The sequence below is a fragment of the Nocardia sp. NPDC050793 genome, assembly GCF_040654065.1.
GTDB lineage: Bacteria > Actinomycetota > Actinomycetes > Mycobacteriales > Mycobacteriaceae > Nocardia.
The window spans coordinates 953,568-975,489 of the sequence record NZ_JBFAHG010000001.1; the positions used below are offsets into that span (position 1 = coordinate 953,568).

The 21,922-nt window shown below is 68.3% G+C and carries 26 protein-coding genes; 13 read left to right on the forward strand and 13 right to left on the reverse strand.

What is annotated here, in order from left to right; genetic code table 11:
• Positions 1-17 precede the first annotated feature (17 nt).
• From AB0H50_RS04330 to AB0H50_RS04340, 3 genes are all read left to right on the forward strand, one after another.
• A complete protein-coding gene (locus AB0H50_RS04330; protein ID WP_357446481.1) occupies positions 18-176 on the forward strand; it encodes a hypothetical protein in 159 nt (52 codons plus the stop codon).
• 265 nt (positions 177-441) lie between these two features.
• Positions 442-1,413, forward strand: coding sequence for a hypothetical protein (locus AB0H50_RS04335; RefSeq protein ID WP_357446484.1), 972 nt, complete (start codon positions 442-444; stop codon positions 1,411-1,413).
• Positions 1,414-1,688: 275 nt separating this feature from the next.
• The gene (locus tag AB0H50_RS04340; protein WP_357446487.1) at positions 1,689-2,669 is read left to right on the forward strand and encodes a hypothetical protein; all 981 of its coding nucleotides are present in this window, start codon (positions 1,689-1,691) and stop codon (positions 2,667-2,669) included.
• Between the two features lie 87 nt (positions 2,670-2,756).
• Here the strand turns inward: AB0H50_RS04340 and mgtE are convergent, their stop codons facing one another.
• The 3 genes from mgtE to AB0H50_RS04355 all read right to left on the reverse strand — a co-directional run bounded on the left by mgtE (position 2,757) and on the right by AB0H50_RS04355 (position 5,211).
• Positions 2,757-4,121 (reverse strand): magnesium transporter, encoded by a 1,365-nt coding sequence (gene mgtE, locus AB0H50_RS04345; protein WP_357446488.1) that lies wholly within the window; start codon positions 4,119-4,121, stop codon positions 2,757-2,759.
• Positions 4,122-4,397: 276 nt separating this feature from the next.
• Positions 4,398-4,922, reverse strand: coding sequence for a hypothetical protein (locus AB0H50_RS04350; RefSeq protein WP_357446491.1), 525 nt, complete (start codon positions 4,920-4,922; stop codon positions 4,398-4,400).
• Between the two features lie 76 nt (positions 4,923-4,998).
• Entirely contained in the window at positions 4,999-5,211 is a 213-nt protein-coding gene (locus tag AB0H50_RS04355; RefSeq protein ID WP_357446494.1) for a type II toxin-antitoxin system VapB family antitoxin, read from the reverse strand.
• A gap of 172 nt (positions 5,212-5,383) precedes the next feature.
• Between AB0H50_RS04355 and AB0H50_RS04360 the strand changes: the two genes are divergently transcribed.
• The 3 genes from AB0H50_RS04360 to AB0H50_RS04370 all read left to right on the forward strand — a co-directional run bounded on the left by AB0H50_RS04360 (position 5,384) and on the right by AB0H50_RS04370 (position 7,023).
• Positions 5,384-6,166, forward strand: coding sequence for a response regulator (locus tag AB0H50_RS04360; RefSeq protein ID WP_357446497.1), 783 nt, complete (start codon positions 5,384-5,386; stop codon positions 6,164-6,166).
• A gap of 44 nt (positions 6,167-6,210) precedes the next feature.
• Positions 6,211-6,669: a hypothetical protein gene (locus AB0H50_RS04365; protein WP_357446500.1), complete on the forward strand. Its 459-nt coding sequence runs from the start codon at positions 6,211-6,213 to the stop codon at positions 6,667-6,669.
• A gap of 216 nt (positions 6,670-6,885) precedes the next feature.
• Positions 6,886-7,023 (forward strand): hypothetical protein, encoded by a 138-nt coding sequence (locus AB0H50_RS04370; protein ID WP_357446503.1) that lies wholly within the window; start codon positions 6,886-6,888, stop codon positions 7,021-7,023.
• Positions 7,024-7,588: 565 nt separating this feature from the next.
• Here AB0H50_RS04370 and nrdE read toward each other — a convergent pair.
• The 4 genes from nrdE to AB0H50_RS04390 all read right to left on the reverse strand — a co-directional run bounded on the left by nrdE (position 7,589) and on the right by AB0H50_RS04390 (position 11,576).
• Positions 7,589-9,670 (reverse strand): class 1b ribonucleoside-diphosphate reductase subunit alpha, encoded by a 2,082-nt coding sequence (gene nrdE, locus AB0H50_RS04375; RefSeq protein WP_357447283.1) that lies wholly within the window; start codon positions 9,668-9,670, stop codon positions 7,589-7,591.
• 65 nt (positions 9,671-9,735) lie between these two features.
• Positions 9,736-10,197 carry a class Ib ribonucleoside-diphosphate reductase assembly flavoprotein NrdI gene (gene nrdI, locus AB0H50_RS04380; protein ID WP_357446506.1) on the reverse strand — a complete coding sequence of 154 codons (462 nt, stop codon included), beginning with the start codon at positions 10,195-10,197 and terminating at the stop codon, positions 9,736-9,738.
• A gap of 43 nt (positions 10,198-10,240) precedes the next feature.
• Positions 10,241-10,474 (reverse strand): glutaredoxin-like protein NrdH, encoded by a 234-nt coding sequence (nrdH, locus tag AB0H50_RS04385; RefSeq protein WP_357446509.1) that lies wholly within the window; start codon positions 10,472-10,474, stop codon positions 10,241-10,243.
• A 532-nt stretch (positions 10,475-11,006) separates the two neighbouring features.
• A complete protein-coding gene (locus AB0H50_RS04390; RefSeq protein ID WP_357446512.1) occupies positions 11,007-11,576 on the reverse strand; it encodes an NAD(P)H-dependent oxidoreductase in 570 nt (189 codons plus the stop codon).
• Positions 11,577-11,719: 143 nt separating this feature from the next.
• Between AB0H50_RS04390 and AB0H50_RS04395 the strand changes: the two genes are divergently transcribed.
• A complete protein-coding gene (locus tag AB0H50_RS04395) occupies positions 11,720-12,340 on the forward strand; it encodes a TetR/AcrR family transcriptional regulator (RefSeq protein WP_357447286.1) in 621 nt (206 codons plus the stop codon).
• 6 nt (positions 12,341-12,346) lie between these two features.
• Positions 12,347-13,171 (forward strand): ammonia-dependent NAD(+) synthetase, encoded by an 825-nt coding sequence (nadE, locus tag AB0H50_RS04400; RefSeq protein ID WP_357446515.1) that lies wholly within the window; start codon positions 12,347-12,349, stop codon positions 13,169-13,171.
• 32 nt (positions 13,172-13,203) lie between these two features.
• Here the strand turns inward: nadE and AB0H50_RS04405 are convergent, their stop codons facing one another.
• The 3 genes from AB0H50_RS04405 to AB0H50_RS04415 form a co-directional block, all read right to left on the reverse strand.
• Positions 13,204-14,442, reverse strand: a complete 1,239-nt coding sequence (locus AB0H50_RS04405) for a sigma-70 family RNA polymerase sigma factor (protein ID WP_357446518.1) — start codon at positions 14,440-14,442, stop codon at positions 13,204-13,206.
• 2 nt (positions 14,443-14,444) lie between these two features.
• On the reverse strand, positions 14,445-15,152 hold the full coding sequence (locus AB0H50_RS04410; RefSeq protein WP_357446521.1) for a YciI family protein: 708 nt from the start codon (positions 15,150-15,152) through the stop codon (positions 14,445-14,447).
• 129 nt (positions 15,153-15,281) lie between these two features.
• Positions 15,282-15,920, reverse strand: coding sequence for a TetR/AcrR family transcriptional regulator C-terminal domain-containing protein (locus AB0H50_RS04415; protein WP_357446524.1), 639 nt, complete (start codon positions 15,918-15,920; stop codon positions 15,282-15,284).
• Positions 15,921-16,000: 80 nt separating this feature from the next.
• On the opposite strand from AB0H50_RS04415, the gene AB0H50_RS04420 reads away from it, so the two are divergent.
• Both AB0H50_RS04420 and AB0H50_RS04425 read left to right on the forward strand, forming a co-directional pair.
• Positions 16,001-16,903 carry an alpha/beta fold hydrolase gene (locus tag AB0H50_RS04420; protein WP_357446527.1) on the forward strand — a complete coding sequence of 301 codons (903 nt, stop codon included), beginning with the start codon at positions 16,001-16,003 and terminating at the stop codon, positions 16,901-16,903.
• Positions 16,890-17,549 carry a maleylpyruvate isomerase family mycothiol-dependent enzyme gene (locus tag AB0H50_RS04425; protein WP_357446529.1) on the forward strand — a complete coding sequence of 220 codons (660 nt, stop codon included), beginning with the start codon at positions 16,890-16,892 and terminating at the stop codon, positions 17,547-17,549. Before AB0H50_RS04420 ends, AB0H50_RS04425 begins: the two co-directional genes overlap by 14 nt.
• On the opposite strand, the gene AB0H50_RS04430 is transcribed toward AB0H50_RS04425, so the two are convergent.
• Genes AB0H50_RS04430 through moaA form a run of 3 tightly spaced genes read right to left on the reverse strand, consistent with a single transcriptional unit; the run spans position 17,518 to position 18,964 of the window.
• Positions 17,518-17,643, reverse strand: a complete 126-nt coding sequence (locus AB0H50_RS04430) for a hypothetical protein (RefSeq protein ID WP_357447322.1) — start codon at positions 17,641-17,643, stop codon at positions 17,518-17,520. The two genes, AB0H50_RS04425 and AB0H50_RS04430, sit on opposite strands and share 32 nt — an antisense overlap.
• A 27-nt stretch (positions 17,644-17,670) precedes the next feature.
• Positions 17,671-17,913: a MoaD/ThiS family protein gene (locus AB0H50_RS04435; RefSeq protein WP_357446532.1), complete on the reverse strand. Its 243-nt coding sequence runs from the start codon at positions 17,911-17,913 to the stop codon at positions 17,671-17,673.
• On the reverse strand, positions 17,906-18,964 hold the full coding sequence (moaA, locus tag AB0H50_RS04440) for a GTP 3',8-cyclase MoaA (protein ID WP_357446535.1): 1,059 nt from the start codon (positions 18,962-18,964) through the stop codon (positions 17,906-17,908). Before moaA ends, AB0H50_RS04435 begins: the two co-directional genes overlap by 8 nt.
• A gap of 114 nt (positions 18,965-19,078) precedes the next feature.
• On the opposite strand from moaA, the gene glp reads away from it, so the two are divergent.
• The 3 genes from glp (at position 19,079) to AB0H50_RS04455 (ending at position 21,845) form a co-directional block, all read left to right on the forward strand.
• Complete coding sequence (gene glp / locus AB0H50_RS04445) at positions 19,079-20,284, forward strand: gephyrin-like molybdotransferase Glp (RefSeq protein ID WP_357446538.1); 1,206 nt, start codon at positions 19,079-19,081, stop codon at positions 20,282-20,284.
• Between the two features lie 120 nt (positions 20,285-20,404).
• Entirely contained in the window at positions 20,405-21,424 is a 1,020-nt protein-coding gene (gene moaCB, locus AB0H50_RS04450) for a bifunctional molybdenum cofactor biosynthesis protein MoaC/MoaB (RefSeq protein ID WP_357446541.1), read from the forward strand.
• A complete protein-coding gene (locus tag AB0H50_RS04455) occupies positions 21,411-21,845 on the forward strand; it encodes a molybdenum cofactor biosynthesis protein MoaE (RefSeq protein ID WP_357446544.1) in 435 nt (144 codons plus the stop codon). The genes moaCB and AB0H50_RS04455 overlap by 14 nt, the downstream gene beginning before the upstream one ends.
• The last annotated feature ends 77 nt before the right edge of the window (positions 21,846-21,922 follow it).

Consider the following 21,922-nt stretch of genomic DNA (forward strand, 5'->3'; position numbering starts at 1 on the left):
CCGAAGGGTCCGCCACGATGCGCGAGTTCGCGCTGGTCGCGGCTGCCGTCGCCGTCGCCGCGATGTCGGCGGGATGTCTGGAGGAAGTGCTCACGCCGAAGGGCGACGCGTACTGGTCCACTGCCGGAGACCGACGAGCAGCGCTGGGAGGTGTTGCGGCGGGTCCGCGCGGTTGACCCGTGTGCGTTGATCCCCCGCGAGGAGCTGAGCAAATTCGGGTCCGTGGTCCACCCTCGGCGGTCGTTTGCCGGGGCCTGAATCGACCGCGAGAGATCGACAGAAACGGTCCCACCCGCCGGGCGACAGCCTCCGCGCCTGGGCACCCGACCGATCGCCGGCGCAACGCATCGCGGTCGGTTGCGACGCGCGCCAACCAGCGGGCAGACTGCTGCACCATAAGACGCGCGCACTCGGCGCGCCACACAAGGGGGGTTCACTATTTTGCGCAGATTCGCGACTGTCGCCGCGGCCGCGGCCGTCCTGGTGGGTGTCACATCCTGTCAGGACGACCTACCGCACGCGCCCGCCGGCTCCACCGAATACTGGTCCACCGCCCCGCGGACCGACGAGCAGCGCTGGGAAGTGCTGCGCAAGATTCGCGCGATCGACCCGTGCGCGCTCGTCCCCCGCACCGAACTGGCAAAGATCGAAATCGTGAGCTCGGTGGATGTCCGCATGCCCAACTGGTGCGAAGCGCGGATCGGCCCGAACGAAGCCGGAAAGGGAACCGCGCTGAGCTGGTCGCTGTCCATCGCACCGAACGGCGTCGAGCAACCGGAGCGCGGTCGCACGGCGAAGATCGGCGCCGTCACTGTCGGCACGGTCAGCGATCTCGACACCAACCCCGACCTCCAGGGCAAGCTGGTCGAGCGCAATTGCACGGCAAGCGCGAACTTCCCTTCGACCGCGGCCGTGATGATCTTCGTCACGACCCCGCTCGGCACCGAACCGTGCCCGGTCGCCGAAGCGGTACTGCCGACCATTCTCGCCCAGCTCGACAAGGAACCCGCCCACGGCACCTCGCCCGACACCCCGCGGACCGTCTTGCTCGGCAGCGATCCCTGCGCGGTCGCGAACGACCTCGGCGTCACTCCGGCGGTAGCGGACCAGCGCGACTGGAAGTGCTCCTTTCCGTATCGCGGCGAAACCATCGAGGTCCGGTACACCTATGACAAGGAGCGGCTGATCGTCCAGGGGGAACCGATCTTCACCGTCAACGGGCATCCCGGATACGGCGATCCGAGCGCAGACGAATTCCATTCGTACAACGCGATAGTGGGGCCCCCGCTGCCGTCGTCCAGACCCGAGTCGTTCCTGGGACCGAAGCTCCCGGTCGTCAACGTATTCGGCCGGGACGAGGCCGCAGTGGAAGAGGTCCTGCGCCGGGCGACCGGGCTGTTCCCCGCCGCATGACGCGGAACCGTATTCACCCGGCCCCGAGAACCCCACTGACGCGACGACTGTCTCGGGCCTGCGTCATGACCGCGGCAGGCCGCAAAAGCACTGCGCTCCAAGGGATTCTCCGGCAGGCACGGTCCGCCCTTGCCTCGAGAATGCGCGCATCTCGCTCCCGGGCAATGCAATCCCCGCTTTGCGGGACGGCGGCACTACGGGCACACTCGGCGGCGATAGTTCGCGGAGACAGATCATTTCGCGCCAAGCCAATTCGATGCGATTGAGGGGATTCGATGCTGCGCCGACTACTGTTGGTGGCCGCGCTCGCACTGACCGCCGCGGGCTGCCAGGACGCACCGGCGTCGAATTCGGCGTCCGACACGGACCCCACCACGGGCGGATTCTGGTCCACCGCACCGCAGACCGACGCGCAGCGGCTCGAAATGCTGCGCAGGGCACGCAATATCGACCCCTGCGCGCTGCTGCCCAATCAGAAGCTGCGCGAGGTCGGTGCGGTGGTGTCCGTGGACAACACGCAGCCGTCCACCTGCAAGGCGATCATCGGTTCGGCCGAGCCTGGCAAGGGGACGACCCTGGTGTGGCATGTGGTGGCGCCGCCGACGAGCATCCCGTGGGAAGACAGGGACGCGACGATCGAACGGGTGGGTAACGTCACCGTTTCGCTGTTGGACGACCGGAAGGTCATGACGAACGAGCAAGTCCGCGAGCAGGGCCATCACACCTGCTACGCCGAAGCGCGCTTCCCCGCCACCGCCGAGTTCTGGCTCGACGTGCAGAGCCCGATCGGCGGCGATCCGTGCGCCGTGGCCCGTTCGCTGGTGCGAACGGCGTTGACGGAGTGGCGAATCGAGCCGCCGCATGGCACGTCCCCTGTCACGGCTCGCAGCATCCTCACTGGACACGACCCGTGCGCGGTGGCGCCTGGGCTCGGCGTCACCGTTCCCGCGGGTGAACAACAACTGCACAAGTGCGCGTTCACCTACCACGGCAACTATGTCGTGATCAACTACGAGTACCACGATGGAGATCCGGCGGGCCCCGGCGAGCCCGCGTTCACGGTCGGCCCTCGCCCGGTGCACCAGGTCGCCGCTGCGGCCGGTGACACGCGGGTCTATTCGGCACCGGTCGGTCCCCCGCTGCGCCCCGCCGTGACCGGCCAGGCGCTGCCGACCCGGATCCCTGTCGTCTCGGCGGTGGGCAAGCCCGACGCCGTCGAAGAGGTCATGCGCAGGCTGCTGCCGATGCTGCCCTGATCCGTCGACGGGGTTTCCCGCATCCGCTCACTTCCCGGGCGCAGGCGCGCAGCCGGTCCCGGAAAGCTTGCGGCGGAACCGAATTCCTCAGATCCCCAGGACCAGCTTCGCCGTCGTGAAGTAGATGATCAGTCCGGTGGCGTCCACCAGCGTCGTCACCATCGGCGCCGACACCACCGCAGGATCGATGCGCAGCTTCTTGGCGAGCAGCGGCATGGTGCCGCCGATGGTCGCCGCCCACCCGCAGATCAACACCAGGGTGATCGCGACCACCACCGCGATGCGCGGGCCGACGAACAGCGCGCCGATCACCAATCCCGCACTGGCCAAAAGGGATCCGAGTACCAACCCGACCCGGCATTCGCGCCAGATCACCTTGAACAGGTCCGAGACGCGCACCTCGCCGACGGCGAGCGCGCGCACACAGGCGGTGGCCGCTTGCGCGCCCGCGTTGCCGCCCGCGCCGATCAGCAGCGGGATGAACAGCGCGAGGTGCGCGGCCTGCTGCAGGGTGCCTTCGAAGAAGTCGGTGACACTCACCGTGAGCGTGGCCGCGAAGAGCAGCAGCATCAGCCACAGCGCGCGGTAGCGGGCCAGCTGGAAGACCCCGGCCGCCATGTAGTGGCCTTCCCACGGCGCGGAGCCGGCCTGGCGGGCGACGTCCTCGCTGTCGGCGGCCTCGATGACCTCGACCGCGTCGTCGATGGTGAGCAGACCGACGAGACGGTCCTCGCTGTCCACCACCGGGAGGTTGATGTCGTTGGTCTCGCGCATCAGCCGGGCGGCCTTCTCCGCGGAGTCGGTGGCGCGGGCGAACGCGGGCTCGGTGACGACCAGCTCGGACACCATGGTGTCGGGCCCGGCCAGCACCAGTTCGCGCAGCTCGACGATGCCGGTGAGCCGACGGCCCGCGTCGACGACGGGCAGCGTGTACACGGTCTCCGCACTCGCGCCCTTGGCGCGCACCATGGCCAGCGCGGCCGCGACAGTCAGGTTGCGCGGCAACGCGACCACCTCGGGCGTCATGTACTGGCCCGCGGAGCCCTCGGGGTAGCCGAGCAGCGCGGCCGTCATCCGGCGCTCGCGCGGGCTGAGCCCGGCCAGCACCTTCTTGGCGACCTTGGCGGGCGCTTCGCGCAGCATGCGGGCGCGGTCGTCCGGGGCCATGCCCTCGACCAGCTCGCGGAAGCTCTGGTCGCGCAGGCCCTGCAGAATCTGCTGCTGGTCGACCGGCTCGAGCTCCTCGAACACGGCCAGCGCCAGATCCTTGTCCAGCAGCCGGAACGCCATGCCCGCCTGGACGGCGTCCATTCGGGCCAGCTGGTCGGCGATGAAGTGCGGCGGGTGGTTGTCGAGCCAGTCGAGGGCGGCGTCGACACGGGATTCGGCGACGAAGTCCGGCAGGGACTCGGACGGCGCCGGGCGTGCTTCGATCAGATCGGTCTGCGACATGGGAGGTCCTCAGCACAGCGTGGGGTGAAAAGTGCACGAAGTTTCACACCGCGAGGCGCCCACCCGGGCGACGCAGACCTACCAGGTATGCGAAGGGGCGGCGCCGCGCGGCCTTCGACTGGGAGGTTCACTGCGCATGGCAACCCACCTCCTGATCGTTCCCGCCGCGACCGACCGGTCGCGCGCCGTCTACCTGGTCAACAGAATTCGGACGCGAATGCGTCCCCGTGAAGGATACATGTTTCAACCCTAGGTTTCACTGTGAGCGGCGTGTCGTCACCGTTCCGCGGGTCGCGGCGTGATCGAGGACATCACAGCCGGTTCCGTTTCCGCCCAGGTCGGCACGTGTTCGACCCACTCCGGGATCGGCCCGGTTTGCACGCCGAAGAGGTACAGATGCGGTACCAGACCGCGCAGCGCCCGGTGCACGTCCAGACGGTCGTCGATCATGTGCGTGATGCCGAGCTCGGCGCAGTGAATCGCCTTGTCGGCGCGTTCCCGGCAGAAGCGGAGGTTGCCGCGCGGAATTCCGGTCCGCTCGTAGAAGTCGTGGTGGTCGAGCCAGCGCTGGGTGCGCTCTTCCACGCGCGGACCGCATTTGGAGATGATCCAGGCGCGCCGCTCGAACAGCGCGACCAAGCGCGCGAGCACCTCGAAAGCGTTGGGGCTCGGCGGAGTTCGCATGGCGTCCGCGTCGCCGCCGCCGAGGAAGACGGTGTCGGCGTCGCCGGAGGGCAGCGCGGCGCCCTGGATGACCCGGCCGAAGTCCACACCGAGTCGATACTGTCGTTCGTTGTTCATCGCACCAAGCATGACCTCAACCGAGCGACCCGGCTACCGAATTTCATTCCAGTGCTGGGCTTTCCCACGTTTTCGGTTACCAGCAGGCGGCCTTGCGCCACGGGTCAGGCGCCTGGTCGACCTTCTCGCGGGAACGGACCATCATCCGCTCCAGCATCGCCAGTCGCTTGCGTTGCGCGATCACCTCGTGCAGTGCCGCGTTCACCGTTTCCTCGGTGTTCGTCGTGCCGAGCAGCACACCGACCACCGCCAGGGCGGCATCATCCACATCGATCGATGTCTGCGACATGCGCACCTCCCACAAATCGGCCCCTCTTCGAATCGTAGGCCGAATTTCCGCGCCGTGGACAGTGGTATGCGCCGTTGTCCGGGTTGTGGGAGATGTGGGGGCACCCTATAGTCGGGCTGGGTTTCCGGCGAAAAGCGTTGTGCTCGTTGGGGACACGTCACAAGGGGGAGCTGTGAACGAGACGATCGATGCTGTCGCGGCGCTGCTGTGGCCGTTGCTCGCGGCGGCCGCGCTGTGTATGTTTCGCGGCCCGTTGGCGCGGGTGATCAGTTCGGCGGCGCGCAGGCAGTTCACGTTGCGCATCGGCGGGCAAGAGCTGGACATGAAGCAGGTCAGCGAGCAGCAGGAGAACATGATCGAGGATCTGCAGGTCCAGGTCCGCAGACTGCGCGAACAGGTCGATCAGCTCACCGCCGACCGTGCGCTCGGCCCCGCCACGGGTCAGGTCGGCCGCCCGTCCGGCGCCGGGGACGACACCCGATCCGGCACCGCGGCGGACGTCGGCAGCTCCCCGGACCTCGGCCCGGCCTTCGGCGCGGCCCCGCCGCCGCGCTCTCTTCCGGAATCCCCTGCCGCAAGCGCGATCCTGTGGGTGGACGACCACCCCTCCAACAACGCGTTTCTCATCGACCGGTTGGAACGCAACGGAATTCGCGTCGACACGGCCCTCACCACCGCGGCCGCCACCGACCTGCTGTCCACCCGCCGCTACGGCGCGATCCTCACCGACATGAACCGCACCGAAAACGGAACCGCCGTCCCCGACGCGGGCCTGCGCCTCACCGAAACCGTCCGCGCCCGCGGCCTCACCACCCCCATCCTCGTCTTCACCAGCGCCCACACCGCCTGCTGCGACACCAGCGACCAAGCCCTCGCCGCAGGCGCCCGCACCGTCACCTCCTCCCCCACCGACCTCACCGGCGAACTCGCCACCCTCGGCCTCCTCCCCAGATAGCCGCACTACTTGCACAGACTTCTGAAAAAATTCAGAATAGTTCCATGGTTACCGAGGTGCAGTGGAGCGAGCTACAACGCGACCCCAAGCAGGTGGCGCAACTCGCCGATCAGGGAGCCGTTCGCGTCCGCCGCCGCGACGGGGCTCCGCTGCTGCTGATCCGCGAGGATCGCGCACAGTCGGAGTCGGAGGGGTCGATCACCGCCGCACGCGCCCTGCGCAACGTGCTGGTCCACCTCCCCCACGATGTCGCCGCCCGCGCCCTTATCGACGAATTTCCTTGGGTGGATGTGCTTCCCGAGGACGCACAGGCCCGCTTCGTCGCTGATTTCGCGCGCGCCTTCCAGGCTTCGGCCGAACTCGGAGAGTGGTCGGTGCTGGAGCGAACGGTGCACGAATGGCGCAGCACCGCGGCAATTTACGCCGACCCCACGCTCGCCCGCGAACTTTCCGGACCACTGGACGACGATTTCGGCCCGGTGTCCGAACCGGTGGGAGAGTGAATGGCGCCGAAAAGGGGTGACCGAGTCGCGCCGCCCGCGCGACCCGGGATGCGGGAGGCGCGATTCGCCACGTCGGAGGCGGCCAAAGGGTGGGAAGATCTGTGCCGCACGGCGCGATCCAATACCTGGGAGGCGTAGATCGTCCTCACCGAACGTCCACTGGCGCCGGAGAACCCGGCCCGCCAACATCGACTTCGCGACACCTTCGGCACACGCGTGATCGCCGGTCGGGAGTTGGAACAGTGGCAGTACGAGGTGACCGCGGCCGGCCGGATCTGGTACTGCCCGGACCCGGAACGACGAGTCGTCTGGGTGGTGCTCGCCCGCTCCGGCCATCCCAAACAGACCGACTGAACTCGGTCGTACACGCAGAACCCTGAAGGTTCGACATCGATATCTGAGAATCGCTGGAGGGCAAGTTAATTCGTTGGTCCGTAAGGATTCGGCAAGGTTTCGGGCGGGGTTGGGGGAATACGTTGCCGGGCATGGACGAGACGATGGAGGGGCTGCGGGTAGACGGCACCGTGGCCCATTCGAACGGCATTCGGATGGCACGCTGCGGTATGCGCGGCCGGAGGAGCCGACGAAGGACGAGTCCCCGCTGGTGGGGACCGGTCGCCACGAGGGCGAGAAGGATGCGGTGCGCGCGGCGGTGGCCTTCTTGATCGATTTGGCGTTGCATGCCGCGATCGGTTCTTGGGCTGACCCGGGCGCACCTATTCGGTGCGCGGCGCGTTGAACGGGGGCGACCACAGGAGCCGCTCCCACCCGACCACCACGGAGCGAGCCCGACGAGCGACGTTCGCGGCCGTCTCGCGGCCGAGCGATCGAAGCGCATGCGCCGAAGGCGCGAGTCTCGATCGCTCGGCCGCGAGACATGAAGGCCGCGAACACGCAGCGCCGCAGGCGCTGCCAAAAGTTACAGCATGCAGCTGACGCAGCCTTCGACTTCGGTGCCTTCCAACGCCATCTGGCGCAGCCGGATGTAGTACAGCGTCTTGATGCCCTTGCGCCAAGCGTAGATCTGCGCCTTGTTCAGATCACGGGTGGTGGCCGTGTCCTTGAAGAAGAGGGTCAGCGACAGGCCTTGGTCCACGTGCTGGGTGGCCGCGGCGTAGGTGTCGATGATCTTCTCGTAGCCGATCTCGTAGGCGTCCTCGTAGTACTCGAGGTTGTCGTTGTCCATGTAGGGCGCCGGGTAGTAGACGCGCCCGATCTTGCCTTCCTTGCGGATCTCGATCTTCGACGCCACCGGGTGGATGGAGCTGGTGGAGTGGTTGATGTAGGAGATCGACCCGGTCGGCGGGACGGCCTGCAGGTTCTGGTTGTAGATGCCGTGCTCCATGACCGAGGCCTTCAGCTCGCGCCAGTCCTCCTGGGTCGGGATGTGCACGCCCGCGTCGTCGAACAACCGGCGCACCCGATCGGTCTTCGGCTCCCACGCCTGGTCGGTGTACTTGTCGAAGTACTCGCCGCTGGCGTACTTCGATTCGGGGAACCCGCCGAAGTAGCTGCCGCGCTCCTCGGCGATCAGGTTCGACGCACGGATCGCGTGGTAGACCACGGTGTAGAAGTAGATGTTGGTGAAGTCGATGCCCTCTTCGGATCCGTAGCGGATCCGCTCACGGGCCAGGTACCCGTGCAGGTTCATCTGCCCGAGGCCGATCGCGTGGGACTGGTTGTTGCCCTGTTCGATCGACGGCACCGAGTAGATGTGGGTCTGGTCCGACACGGCGGTCAGCGCGCGGATCGCCACCTCGATGGTCTGCGCGAAGTTCGGCGAGTCCATCGTCTTGGCGATGTTCAGCGAACCCAGGTTGCAGGAGATGTCCTTGCCGATCTTCGCGTAGGACAGGTCGTCGTTGAACTCCGACGGGGTGGAGACCTGCAGGATCTCCGAGCACAGGTTGGAGTGGGTGATCTTGCCCGCGATCGGGTTGGCCCGGTTCACCGTGTCCTCGAACATGATGTACGGGTAGCCCGATTCGAACTGCAGCTCCGCGATGGTCTGGAAGAACTCGCGCGCCTTGATCTTCGACTTGCGGATGCGCTTGTCATCGACCATCTCGTAGTACTTCTCGGTGACGTCGATGTCGGCGAACGGCTTGCCGTAGATCCGCTCCACGTCGTACGGCGAGAAGAGGTACATGTCCTCGTTCTTCTTCGCCAGTTCGAAGGTGATGTCGGGGATCACCACACCCAGCGACAGCGTCTTGATGCGGATCTTCTCGTCCGCGTTCTCCCGCTTGGTGTCCAGGAAGCGGTAGATGTCCGGGTGGTGCGCGTGCAGGTACACCGCGCCGGCGCCCTGCCGCGCGCCGAGCTGGTTGGCGTAGGAGAACGAGTCCTCCAGCAGCTTCATGATCGGGATGACGCCCGAGCTCTGGTTCTCGATCTTCTTGATCGGCGCGCCGTGCTCGCGAATGTTGCTGAGCAGCAGGGCGACACCACCGCCGCGCTTGGACAGCTGCAGCGCCGAGTTGATGGAGCGCCCGATGGACTCCATGTTGTCCTCGATGCGCAGCAGGAAGCAGGACACCGGCTCGCCGCGCTGCTTCTTGCCCGAGTTGAGGAAGGTCGGGGTGGCGGGCTGGAAACGTCCGTCGATGATCTCGTCGACCAGCTTGCGGGCCAGGACCTCGTCACCGGCGGCCAGGGTGAGCGCGACCATGCACACGCGGTCCTCGAAGCGCTCCAGGTAGCGCTTGCCGTCGAAGGTCTTGAGCGTGTACGAGGTGTAGTACTTGAACGCGCCCAGGAACGTCGGGAACCGGAACTTGTGCGCGTAGGCCTGCTTGAACAGGCTCTTGATGAACGCCCTGCTGTACTGGTCGAGAACCTCGGCCTCGTAGTAGTTCTCGTCGACCAGGTAGTCCAGCTTCTCGTCCAGGTTGTGGAAGAAGACGGTGTTCTGGTTGACGTGCTGCAGGAAGTACTGGTGGGCGGCCTCGCGGTCCTTGTCGAACTGGATCTCGCCGTCCGGTCCGTACAGGTTCAGCATCGCGTTGAGGGCGTGGTAGTCGAGTACCTCGCCCGCGGCGTCGGCGCCGCGCACCGGGGGCTGTTCTAAGCGAGCTGTCTTTCCGGCAGGCGCTGTCGTTGCTGTTGCCAAAACAATCCCAATCCCTCTCGGACGCGGTCGACGTCCTCAGCGGTTCCCATGAGTTCGAAGCGATACAGGTACGGCACCCCGCACTTGCGCGAGATCACCTCTCCCGCAAAGCAATAGGTATCGCCGAAGTTCGTGTTTCCCGCCGCGATGACGCCGCGCAGCAACGCGCGGTTGTGCGGATCGTTGAGGAACTTGGCGACCTGCCGCGGCACGAAGTCCTTGTCGGACCTGTTACCCCCCAGAACGTGCCGACCGCCCCCGTAGGTCGGGACGATCAGCACGTAGGGTTCGTCGACGCGCAGCGAATCGGCGGTGTGCAGTGGTATGCGAGTCGCCGGGAGTCCCAGCTTCTCGACGAAACGATGCGTGTTCTCCGAAGCGCTGGAGAAGTAGACCAGCGCCGTCCCCGTGGACATCGCTTCTCCTCTCCTATCGGACGAACAGGAAGTGTGGCGCCGATCAGGCCGCCGCGACCGCGAGGGCCTTGATGCGGTCGGGACGGAAGCCGGACCAGTGGTCCTCGCCCGCGACGACGACCGGAGCCTGCAGGTAACCGAGGGCCATGACGTAGTCACGCGCCTCGTCGCTCTCGGAGATGTCGATGACCTCGTAGTCCACCCCGGCCTTGTCGAGGGCCTTGTAGGTGGCATTGCACTGGACGCAAGCGGGCTTGGTGTACACGGTGACGCTCATAGAGTCCCTCTCTCCTGTGCCTGATGCGCGGTGTTCGCGGCCTGGTTACGCGGCTTCCGCCTCCGGGTCCGAGCTCGCACCGCGAGCCTGGTCCACAGCCGGTGATCCGTATGCGGTACGTGATCCGACGTACGCTGCGCAAACTCCTGGATCCGGTCTCGAAACCCCTGCTAGCGCCGCTGCGAGCGACAGCTTTTCGCGGTGGGTCTCGCACCGCCTTCCAGCACCGAAGACACTACACCTAGTGGCCGACAGATTGAAACAACACGACATGTTGCGAGTCGCACAGATGTAATTCCACCGGGAGAAGTACCAGGACGCTCGATTCGCAACCCGACACGTCCGTGGTGCAGATCACAATTCCGTACCGTAGCGCCCTTCTAGCAAACTTTCGCCTCAGCCGATGTCACACCGGCCACGGCTGTCTCGTCCATCTCTTGTGCGACATCGCGACACACCGGAAACACGAGACCGCCCCCGTCCCAGAAGAGGGCGGGGGCGGCCACTGCGGAGCACCGGCATCGGAGAACAGTCAGGCGGACACCAGCTGCCCACGCGCGGCCTCGGCCAGTTCGTGCACGGTGGCGCCGAGCTGGGTGAGCGCCTCGGCGTCCTCGCGCGGGTGCGCGGCGCCGAAACGCTCACCGATCACGCCGAAGTGGGCGTGCGCAGCCTCGACGACCCTGCCGCCCGCGACGCCGACCGCCTTGACCGCGTCGCCGTGCGCCCACCGCGCCGCGTTCGAGCTGATGGACGCGCTCACGATCGCGACAGCCTTGTCCTTCATGGCGCCGACGCCGTACGGCCGCGAGACCCAGTCGATGGCGTTCTTCAGCACCGCCGACAGCGTGCCGTTGTACTCCGGGGTCACCAGGAGGACGGCGTCGGCTTCGGCGACCGCGTCGCGCAAGCGCTGCGCGGCGGCGGGTACGGCACCGGGAACGTCGATGTCCTCGTTGTAGAACGGAATGTCGGCGAGACCCTCGTAGATCGTCACCTCGACACCGTCCGGCGCGGTCTGCACGGCGGCCTCGGCCAGCTGCCGGTTGATCGAGGCGGCGCGCAGGCTCCCGACGAGAGCGAGGATGCGAGTCTGGGCCATGGCAACTCCTGGTGTACTGAATGTGGTGTCCGAACTTTCAACAGACACTAACCGGACTGCGGTCCGATTACTTCCCACGAGACCGTGAGAGGGCTGTGAACTACCCCACACCGTCCCCCGGCGAACCGACGCGCGAGCGACCGCTGCTGCGTATCGGCACGCCATTGCCGGGGACCGCCGAGCCCACCGAACGCGCCGACGCGGCACGCAACCGGCGTTTGCTGCTGGACGCCGCGCAGGACCTGGTCCGCGACCACGGTGTCGACGGCCTCACGATGGACGAGCTGGCCAAGCGGGCCGGCGTCGGCAAAGGCACCGTGTTCCGCCGCTTCGGCAGCCGCGCGGGACTGATGCGGGCGCTGCTCGACCATTCCGAGCAGAAGTACCAGGCGGCCTTCATGTTCGGGCCGCCGCCGCTCGGGCCGGGCGCGCCCCCGGTGGACCGGCTCATCGCGTTCGGGCGCGCCCGGATCTCCGACATCGAGGTCGAGGGCGAACTGCACCGCGCCGCGGAGATCAGCGAGGCGGGCGATCGCTACACCGGAGCGCCGTACAACCTGCTCAAGGCGCACGTCTCGATGCTGCTGCGGCAGGCGGACGCGGCAGGCGAGATACCGCTGCTCGCGGACAGTCTGCTCGCCACGCTCTACGCACCCCTGCTGATGTACCAGTTCACGGTCCTCGAATACAGTGCGCGGCGGGTCGGGGACAACTGGGAAGCGTTCGTTCGCCGGGTTGTCTCGGCGGACGCGCCAGTAGAGTGAGGTGCCATGGCTAGTCTGCGCGAACAGATCATCACCGAATTGGGCGTCCAGCCGACGATCGAACCGAAGGTCGAGGTGCGTCGCCGGATCGATTTCCTCAAGGACTATCTGCGCGCAACGACGGCAAAGGGTTTCACGCTCGGCATCAGCGGCGGCCAGGACAGCGCACTGACCGGGCGGTTGTGCCAGCTGGCCGCCGAGGAACTGCGAGCCGACGGCTTCGACGCCACCTTCGTCGCGGTCCGGCTGCCCTACGGCGTGCAGTCCGACGAGGTCGACGCCAGGATCGCGATGACCTTCATCGCGCCGCACCGCGCCGTGGTGGTCAATGTCCGTCCCGGCGCCAACGCGGTGGCGGCCGAGACCGCGTCCGCGCTGAAGGTGAGCAAGCTGCGCGATTTCGTGCGCGGCAACATCAAGGCCCGCGAGCGCATGGTGATCCAGTACGCCATCGCCGGTGAGGAGAACTTGCTCGTGGTCGGCACGGACCACGCCGCCGAGGCGGTCACCGGTTTCTTCACCAAGTACGGCGACGGCGGCGTCGACCTGACCCCGCTGACCGGTCTCACCAAGCGACAGGGCGCGGCGCTGCTCCAGGAACTCGGCGCGCCTGCCAGCATCTGGTCCAAGGTCCCCACCGCCGATCTCGAGGACGACCGGCCGGCGCTCCCCGACGAGGAGGCGCTCGGCCTGCGCTACAGCGAGATCGACGACTACCTCGAGGGCATGGACGTCACGCCCGAGGTGGCCGAGCGGGTGGAGCGGATCTTCCGCAGCACCAGGCACAAGCGCACGGTGCCGGTGACTCCGCTCGACACCTGGTGGCGCTGAGGGCTTTCGGCTCAGGTCACGAAGACCGGGATCTACTCGGCCGCCTCGACTTCGGCGAGACGGCGCGCAAGGAATCGCCGCACCTGCTCGTTCCCTGCGACGTCCCAGGCAGCACGGTAGCTGTCCGCGGCCTCGCGTCGCCGTCCCGCTCGGCGCAACAGATCGGCCCGCGTGGCCGGGACCAGGTGGGTCCCGGCCAGGCGCGGATCGTCGGCCACCTCGTCGAGTGCGGCGAGTCCGGCGTCGAATCCGCGGGAAAAGCCAACGGCCACCGCTCGATTCACCCGGACGGCGGGCGAGGCGGAATACCGCAGCAGCTCGTCGTAGCTTTCGACGATGGCGCTCCAGTCGGTATCCGCCCAGCCCGGAGCCGTGGCGTGCGCCGCCGCGATGCGCGCCTGCGCGAGGTACGATCCGCCGCCGCCGTCGGCCGCCGCTGAGACGAGGCAAGTCAAGCCGGCCCTGATCGCCCCGTGATCCCATGCGGACCGGTCCTGGTCCTCCAATGGAACCAAATCGCCGTCCGCGCTGCGCCTTTGCCCGCGCCTGCTGTCCTGCAACAACATCAGCGCCAGCAGCGCCAGCGCCTCCGGCTCGCCCGGCAGCAGCCCGCACAACAACCGTCCGAGCCGAATCGCTTCGTCGCACAACTCGTCTCGCACGGCCGACGGACCCGAGGTCGCGAAGTAGCCCTCGGTGAACACCAGATACACGCACGCGAGCACAGGGGGCATGCGCTCCGGCAGCAGGTGCGCCCGCGGCACGCGCAGTGGGATACCGGCCTGTCTGATCTTCGCCTTCGCGCGGGAGAGGCGTTGCGCCACAGTGTGTTCCGGCTGCAAGAAGGCCCTTGCGATCTCCGCGGTGCGCAGACCGCACACCAGCCGCAGCGTCAACGCGACCTGCGACTGCCGCGACAGCGCGGGATGGCAGCAGGTGAAGATCATCCGCAGCTGGTCGTCCGGCACCGGTGACACCTCGGCCTCCTCGATCGGCGCCTGCGCCGCGACGGCGTCCTGTTCCTTGCCGGCTCGCGCCGACTCGCGCCGCAGCCGGTCCAGCGCTCGATGCCGGGCCGCGGTGGTGATCCAGGCGCCCGGATTCACGGGTGTGCCGCGCTCGGGCCAGGTGCGCAGCGCGTCGGCGAACGCCTCCTGCACCGCGTCCTCGGCGAGCGCGATGTCACCGACCATCCTGGCGACGGTGGCGAGAGCCCGGCCGAACTCGGCGCGATAGACGATGTCGATTCCCGTGGCCGGGCCCGTGGTCACCGTCAGTCGCCCAGTTCGACGATCCGACGCACCTCGGTGTGCCCGCGCTCGCCGAGGGGGATCGCGGCCGCGACCTCGGCCGCCTCCGCCCGGCTCGCCGCCGCGAACAGATACAGGCCGTCGATCACCTCGGCGAATTCCGGGAACGGACCGTCGGTCAGCAGCAGTTCACCGTCGCGGACCCGCACCGTGGTCGCCGAGGACGGCGGTTGCAACGCACCGCCGCCACGGATCGCCGCCGCGTACTTCGCGCCGAACCGTTCGTGCTCGGCCACCCCCGCATCCCATTCGGGCGAGCCCGGCGCGATCACCGCGTCCGGCGCTTCCCACAGCAGCGCCAGCCACCAGTCCGCGCGCGGCATCTCGTGCGGCGACCACATGACCATCGGCCGCACCTCGACCTGCCCGTCCTGCGCGGCAGGCAGCTGCCGCGCCAGCTCGATCACCGCATCCAAGTCGGCGGCCTCGAACACATAGAAGCCGCCGACGACCTCCGCCTGCTCGGCGAACGGCCCGTCGGTGATCAACGTCCGTCCGCCCCCGCGGCGGATGTGCATCGCGGACGCGGACGGGTACAGCGCCGCGCCGCCCGCCACCGCGTCGCCCGCGCGCTCGTCGAACGCCGCGTACTTCGCCACCTCGGCGTCGAACTCCGCTGTACCGGGCAGCACGCCGCCTTCGCGTCCCACCAATGTCGCCAGGTAGTACATCGCGTGATCCTTCCTCGTCTCGAGGGGTCCGATACCCCTTACTACTCGGACGACGAACCGCGCGCCGGGTTCTCTACATCGCGGCGGAGAAAATCTCCGGCCGAAGCGGAGTACGCCGTTCGCGCGACGCTAGCGGCGCCGCTTCGCCCCGCGGGCGGCGATCCCGTCGAGCAGCATGCGCAACCCTTGGTCGAAGTCCTCCTCGACCGATGTGCGCGTAGCGACGTGCGCCAGTGCTTCGACATTCGGATAGTCCGCCCCGGCAACCGAACCGATGCGGGCGGCGGCGTCGCCGGCGTCGCGGCCCCGCGTCAGCGGACCCGCCAGTTCAGCCTGCGCCGCGCCCACCACGAATGCCAGCACCGCGTGGAATGCGGCGAGGCGGTCCGAGTCCTTCAGCCCGCCACGGGCGAGCGCCGCGATGAGTGCGTCGGCTGCGGCGAAGCCGGTCGCCGACGATGTCCGGCGCGTCAGGACCAGCGGGATCGCGGCGGGATGCGCCCGGATACCCCGCCACATCGCGTCGGCCACCGCGTACACGTCGTCGATCCAGTTCGTCGTCGGCTCAGGCACCTGAACCTCGGCGACGACGGCGGCGACGACGAGTTCCTCGAGCCCCTCCTTGTCGGGGACGTAGTTGTACACGGTCATCGGCCCCGTGCCCAGTGCGGCCGCCAGCGCGCGCATGCTCAGCGCGCCCGCCCCGGCCTCGTCGACGATGCCGAGTGCCGCGGCGGCGATCTCCTCGATGGTGAACCGTGCGCGCATTCTTGTGACCCCTTGACAAGTACACCGTATGTGAAGCAGCCTAGCCCATACGTACATCGTACTTATGAAGGAGGCTCTCAGTGCCTGCGACCATTCCGACCGAACGCGTCGACTTCCATTCCCGCGGAATCCGATGTGCGGCGTGGTTGACGCTGCCCGCCGGCGAGGGGCCACACCCTGCCGTGGTGTTGGTGCACGGTCTCGGTGCGACCCACGACATGATGCTGGCGCAGTACGAACAGCATTTCGCCGCGGCGGGCATCGCCACGCTGGCCTTCGACTACCGCAACACCGGTGATTCCGATGGGCAACCGCGGCAACATATTTCGACCCGCGAACAGTGCCGCGACGTCGACGCGGCCATGGCCCGTCTCGCAGGCCACCCAGACATCGACCGCGGGCGGGTCGGCCTGTGGGGCACCAGCCTCGGCGGCATGAACGTGATCAGGGTTGCAGCGGTGCGCGACGATGTGGCGGTCGCCGTCGTGCAGTGTCCGATCGTGCACGGGCCAGGAGCCGCCCGCCGGCTCGGCGTGCTGGCGTCGCTACGACTCGCACCGGCGATCGCTGCGGACCTCGTTCGCCGCGCGACGCGGCGGGGACGCCGCTACGTGCCGATCACCGGGCCGCCGGGAGGCTTCGCGATGATCACGGTGGCAGGCGCCGAGGCGGGGTGGAACTCGACAGTGCCGCCTGGGGTCCGGTTCGACAACCGCATCGCCGCCTCGGACGCACTGGCCATGGTGACGACGTCGGCGATCCGGCAGGCCCGCAATGTCAACGCACCGCTGCTGGTGTGCGTGTGCGATCGAGAGAACCTCATGGACCCGCGCTACGCCGCCCTTGTCGCACAGCGGGCACCGCGCGGTGTCGCCCGCCACTACGACTCCGACCATTTCGACATCTACCACCCACCGCTCGTCGGCCGGGTCCTCGCCGATCAGACTGCCTTCTTGAAGGAGTATCTCGATGTCCGTGCGTGAACTGTTGCGCAACAACGACGAACGCTTCCGCGTGCTCGCCGCCGGGTTCAGCGGCGACGAGTGGGCGCAACCCAGCCTGTGCGATGCGTGGAGCAATCACGAAGTGCTCGCGCACCTGGTGATCGGGTATCGCACAGGTCCCGGGGTCGTTGCGGCCGAGATCCTGCGCCACAGAGGCTCATTCGACCGCGCGAACGCCGCGATGGCCTGCTCACTGGCGCGGACCCACAACCCCGGCGAGTTGCTCGACGAGTTCGAACGACTGGTTCACCATCCGCGCGGGTTGGGACGTGTCTTCCCGCCGCGGCTACTGCTGGGCGATCACATCACCCACGAGCTCGACATCCTCTTCGCAATCGACCGTGAGCCGACGATCCCGCTCGATGCGGTGGTGGCGGTGCTCAACACCCAAGTGACGGTGCCGAATCCGTTCGTTCCCGCGTTCCGCAACAGCCGGGGGCTGCGGTTGAGGGCCACTGATGCCGACTGGGCGCACGGTACGCAGGGGCCGGTCGTCGAGGGCCGCGCCGTCGATTTGGTTTCGGTGCTCGGGAACCGGCAGAGAATGTTGTCTGCGCTCCGCGGTGACGGTGCCGACCTGCTGGCGTCGCGCGTCAGCCCGCGCCCGGCCCGTACGGCCGGGTGATGCTCTCCAGAAAGTGACCGGACGGGTCCTGGAAGTACACGCCGCGGCCGCCGTCGTTGTGGTTGATCTCATCGCTCGCCTTGCTCTGCACCACGGCTCGGCTGTAACCGGACGCTGCCCGTTATCCGCCCGCGAACGGCGGGAGCACGTCGACGCGGGCACTGAGCGCGGAGGACGGGTCGCGGGTCAGTTCGTCGCCGATGAGGTAGGCGCAGACCCTCAGCATCTTGTCCAGATCGGGGCCGTATGCGGCGGCCAGGCTGGTGCGTAGATCGGCGACCGTGGCGCCGGCGGGCAGGTCGATCCGCTCGGAATCCTTGCCGACGGCATCGGCGATGGCGGCGAAATAACGGACCTCAACCACCGATGGCTCCCATCGTGCGTTCCGGCGGGACGAAATCCTCGGCATCGATGCCGTGTCCCGCCCATTTGTTCCACATCGCGCCGCGCCAGATGGTGGCCAGTTCGGCGTCGCCGGCGCCGGACCGCATGGCCTCGCGCAGATCGAATTCCTGGTCGCTGAACAGGCAGGAGCGCAGCATGCCGTCGGCGGTCAACCGGGTGCGGTCGCAGGTGTCGCAGAACTTGCGCGTCACCGTGGCGATGATGCCGACGGTGGCCGGGCCGCCGTCGACCAGCCACTTCTCGGCGGGCGCGGACGGGTCGGCGCGGCCGGCCTCGGTGAGGGCGAACCGGGCGCCGAGCACGTCGAGCAGTTCGGCGGCGGTCACCATGTTGGCGCGCGCCCACTCGTGGTCGGCGTCGAGCGGCATCTCCTCGATGAACCGCAGCTCGCACTCCTCTGCCAGGCACCACTCGAGCAGATCGGCTGCGCCGGAAAGGGTTTCGCGCATGAGCACGGCGTTCACCTTGAGCGGAGCCAGACCGGCGGTGCGAGCGGCGCGGATGCCGGCCAGCACCGAGTCCAGGCGGTCGCGGCGGGTCAGCTTCGCGAAGCCGTCGCGGTCGACGGTGTCCAGCGAGACGTTCACCCGGCTCAATCCGGCCGCCGCGAGCCCGCGAGCGCGGTGCTCGAGGCCAACGCCGTTGGTGGTCATGGCCAGCGGGATATCGGGCAGCCGCTCGTGGCAGCCCGCGAGGATCTGCTCCAGATCCCGGCGCAGCAGCGGCTCGCCGCCGGTGAACCGCACCTCGCGTACGCCGAGCTGTTCGACGGCGAGCACCACCAATCGCACGATCTCCGCGACGGTCAGCAGCTCGTCCTTCGGAATCGGCGGCAGCCCCTCCTCCGGCATGCAGTACGTGCAGCGCAGCGAGCACTTCTCGGTGATCGAGACCCGCAGATCGCGGGCCACCCGTCCGAAACGGTCGACCAACCAAGGCGTGTCGGGGCGTCCGTCGAGCGAGGGGCGCCCTGATCGCACGGCGGGCATTCCCATCTCGACCAACGTCACCCTTCCAGTATGACCGGTCGCGCACGCGGAACCACGGGCAGCGCCCGGTTCGGCGGATCTCACGAACGCGCATGTCAGGGCGTGAGATGGAAAACCCGCACTAAGCTCTGCGCTATGAGTTCTCGGCCAGCCAGCGTCTCGGCCCGGTCCGTCGACGAGTATCGCGACAGCATCGAACAGCTGCTGCGCCCTCTCGCGGCGCGTCCGGTCGAATCCGTTTCGGTGCCCGCCGCGCTCGGCCGCAAGCTGGCCGCCGACATCCCCTCGCCGATCGACCTGCCGGTGTTCCGCAATTCGGCGATGGACGGCTACGCGGTGCGCGCCGACGACGTGGCGGTCGCCCCGGTGACGCTGCCGCTGGCCGGTGTCGTCGCCGCTGGTCAGCCGGGACGGGCCCCGTTGCCCGCCGGAGCCGTGCTGAAGGTGATGACCGGCGCGCCGATCCCGCCGGGCGCGGACTGCGTCGTCCCAGTGGAGGACACGCAGAGCGACGGCGGCGTCGTCACCATCGAACGCGGCCGTGGCGCAGGCGAGTTCGTCCGCGAACCGGGCACCGACGTGCGCGCGGGCGCGCTGCTCGTGCCCGCGGGCGTCGCGCTGACGCCGCGGCACATCGCCGCGCTCGCGGCGGTCGGGGTGCCGACGGTGCCGGTCTTCCAGCCGGTGCGCGCCGCGGTGGTCACCACCGGCGACGAACTGGTCCCCGCGGGCAAACCGCTGCGTCCCGGGCAGATCTACGACTCCAACGGCATCGCGCTCGCCGCGGCGCTCGCGGCCAACGGGGCGACGGTCGTCTCGGTCGAGCACAGTACCGACGATCCCGCGGTCTTCCGCCGCTTGCTCTGCGCCGCAACGCGGTCCGCCGATCTGGTGTTCACCTCGGGCGGCGTGTCCAAGGGCGACTTCGAGGTGGTCAAGGACGTGCTCGCCGCGCAGGGCGGGCTGTTCGGTTCGGTCGCGGTGCAGCCTGGCGGCCCGCAGGGCCTGACGGTGCTGGACGGCGTCCCGGTACTCAGCTTCCCCGGCAATCCGGTGAGCACCATGGTGTCGTTCGAGGTGTTCGCCAGGCCGATGCTGCGGCATCTGTCCGGCCTGCCGCCGGTGCGTACCAGCGAGGTGCCGCTGCGCGCGGCGGTGCGCTCCCCCGCCGGTCGGCGGCAATTCCTGCGCGGACGACTCACCGAGGACGGCGTCGAACCCGCCGTCGGCGCAGGCTCCCACCTGATCGCAGGCATGGCCTGGGCCGACGTGCTGATCGACATTCCCGCCGAGACGACCGAGCTGGCGGCGGGCGCGCCGGTGCGGGTGCGCGAACTGTGAGCAGGTGCGCGCCGCGCCTCGGCGCTGTGCCAGGCTGGGTGATATGAGGGAGCGGAGCGAGCGAATCATGTGTCAGTGCGCCTCGCGCATGCCGGAGCCGAGCGCCAGCGAGGCTCGGGCATGAGTGAGTTGTCCCATGTCGACCGGGAAGGTCGCGCCCGCATGGTCGATGTGAGCGCGAAGGCCGACACCACCCGTGTCGCCGTGGCGGCGGGCGCGTTGCGGACCACCGCGGAGGTCGTCGCGCTGGTCAGGGCCGACGACCTGCCGAAGGCCGATGTGCTGTCCACCGCGCGGATCGCGGGGATCGCGGGCGCCAAGAAGACCTCCGAACTCATTCCGCTGTGCCATCAGCTGGCGCTGTCCTCGGTGAAGGTCGAGTTCGGTTTCACCGACACCGACATCACCATCGAGGCGACCGCGAAGACCAAGGGGCCGACCGGCGTGGAGATGGAGGCGCTGACCGCCGTCGCTGTCGCCGGGCTCACCTTGCACGACATGGTCAAGGCGGTCGACCCCGCTGCCATGCTCGACGGCGTCCGGTTGCTGACCAAGGAGGGCGGCAAGCGTGGTCACTGGGAGCGGCCCGGCACGCCGGAGCCGAAGCGAGAGAACGCCGTTCGCCCCGTGGAGCAACCCGAGAGCAACAACCTCGGGGCTGATCGATCCGCGGTCGTGCTGGTCGCCTCGACCCGTGCGGCGGCGGGCATCAGGGAGGACACCACAGGTCCCGTGCTCGCGGACTGGCTGACCGGACTGGGCTTTGCGGTGCGCGGACCGCTCGTCTACGCCGATGCCGAGATCGGCGTCGGACTGGCCGACGCGCTGCGTTTCGAGCCGTCACTGGTGATCAGCACCGGCGGCACCGGCGCGTCTCCCACCGACGGCACCCCCGAGGCGACGCTGGCCGTGCTCGACCGCGAACTGCCCGGCGTTGCCGAGGCGATCCGCCAGCGCGGCACCGCGAAGTTCCCGTTGGCCGCGCTCAGCCGCGGCGTCGCGGGGCTGGCGGGGCGGTCGGTCGTCGTGAATCTGCCCGGTTCGCCGGGCGGCGTGAAGGACGGTATCGCGGTGCTCGAACCGCTCCTCGATCATCTGCTCGCACAAGTAGCCGGAGGCGGCGATCATGACCACGTCTGAGACCGCGGTGCGGGTGGCCCGCATCAGCGAACAACCGCTCGACCCCGCCGAGGTGGAGGCCGCGGTCACCGGCCCGGAATACGGTGCGGTCGTGGTGTTCACCGGCAAGGTCCGCAATCACGATGGCGGCCAGGCCGTTTCGGCGCTGGAGTACTCGGCGCATCCGGAAGCCGAGCGTTTTCTGCGGAATTGCTGCGCCGCGGCGGCCGCGTCAACCGGTCTTCCGGTGGCCGCGGTGCACCGGGTCGGCCCGCTGACCGTCGGCGATCTCGCCATCGTGGTCGCGGTGGCCGCCCCGCACCGGGCCGAAGCCTTCACTGCCTGCGCGGAATTGGTGGATCGGATCAAGCACGAGGTGCCGATCTGGAAGCGGCAGTTGTTCGCCGACGGCATGTCGGAGTGGGTCAACGCCTGCGGGTAATCATCTCGTGATGTGAATCCGATGACGGTTCGAACAGGTCGCCGTTAGCGTTCTCGCCCAGAGTTGTTCATCCGGAT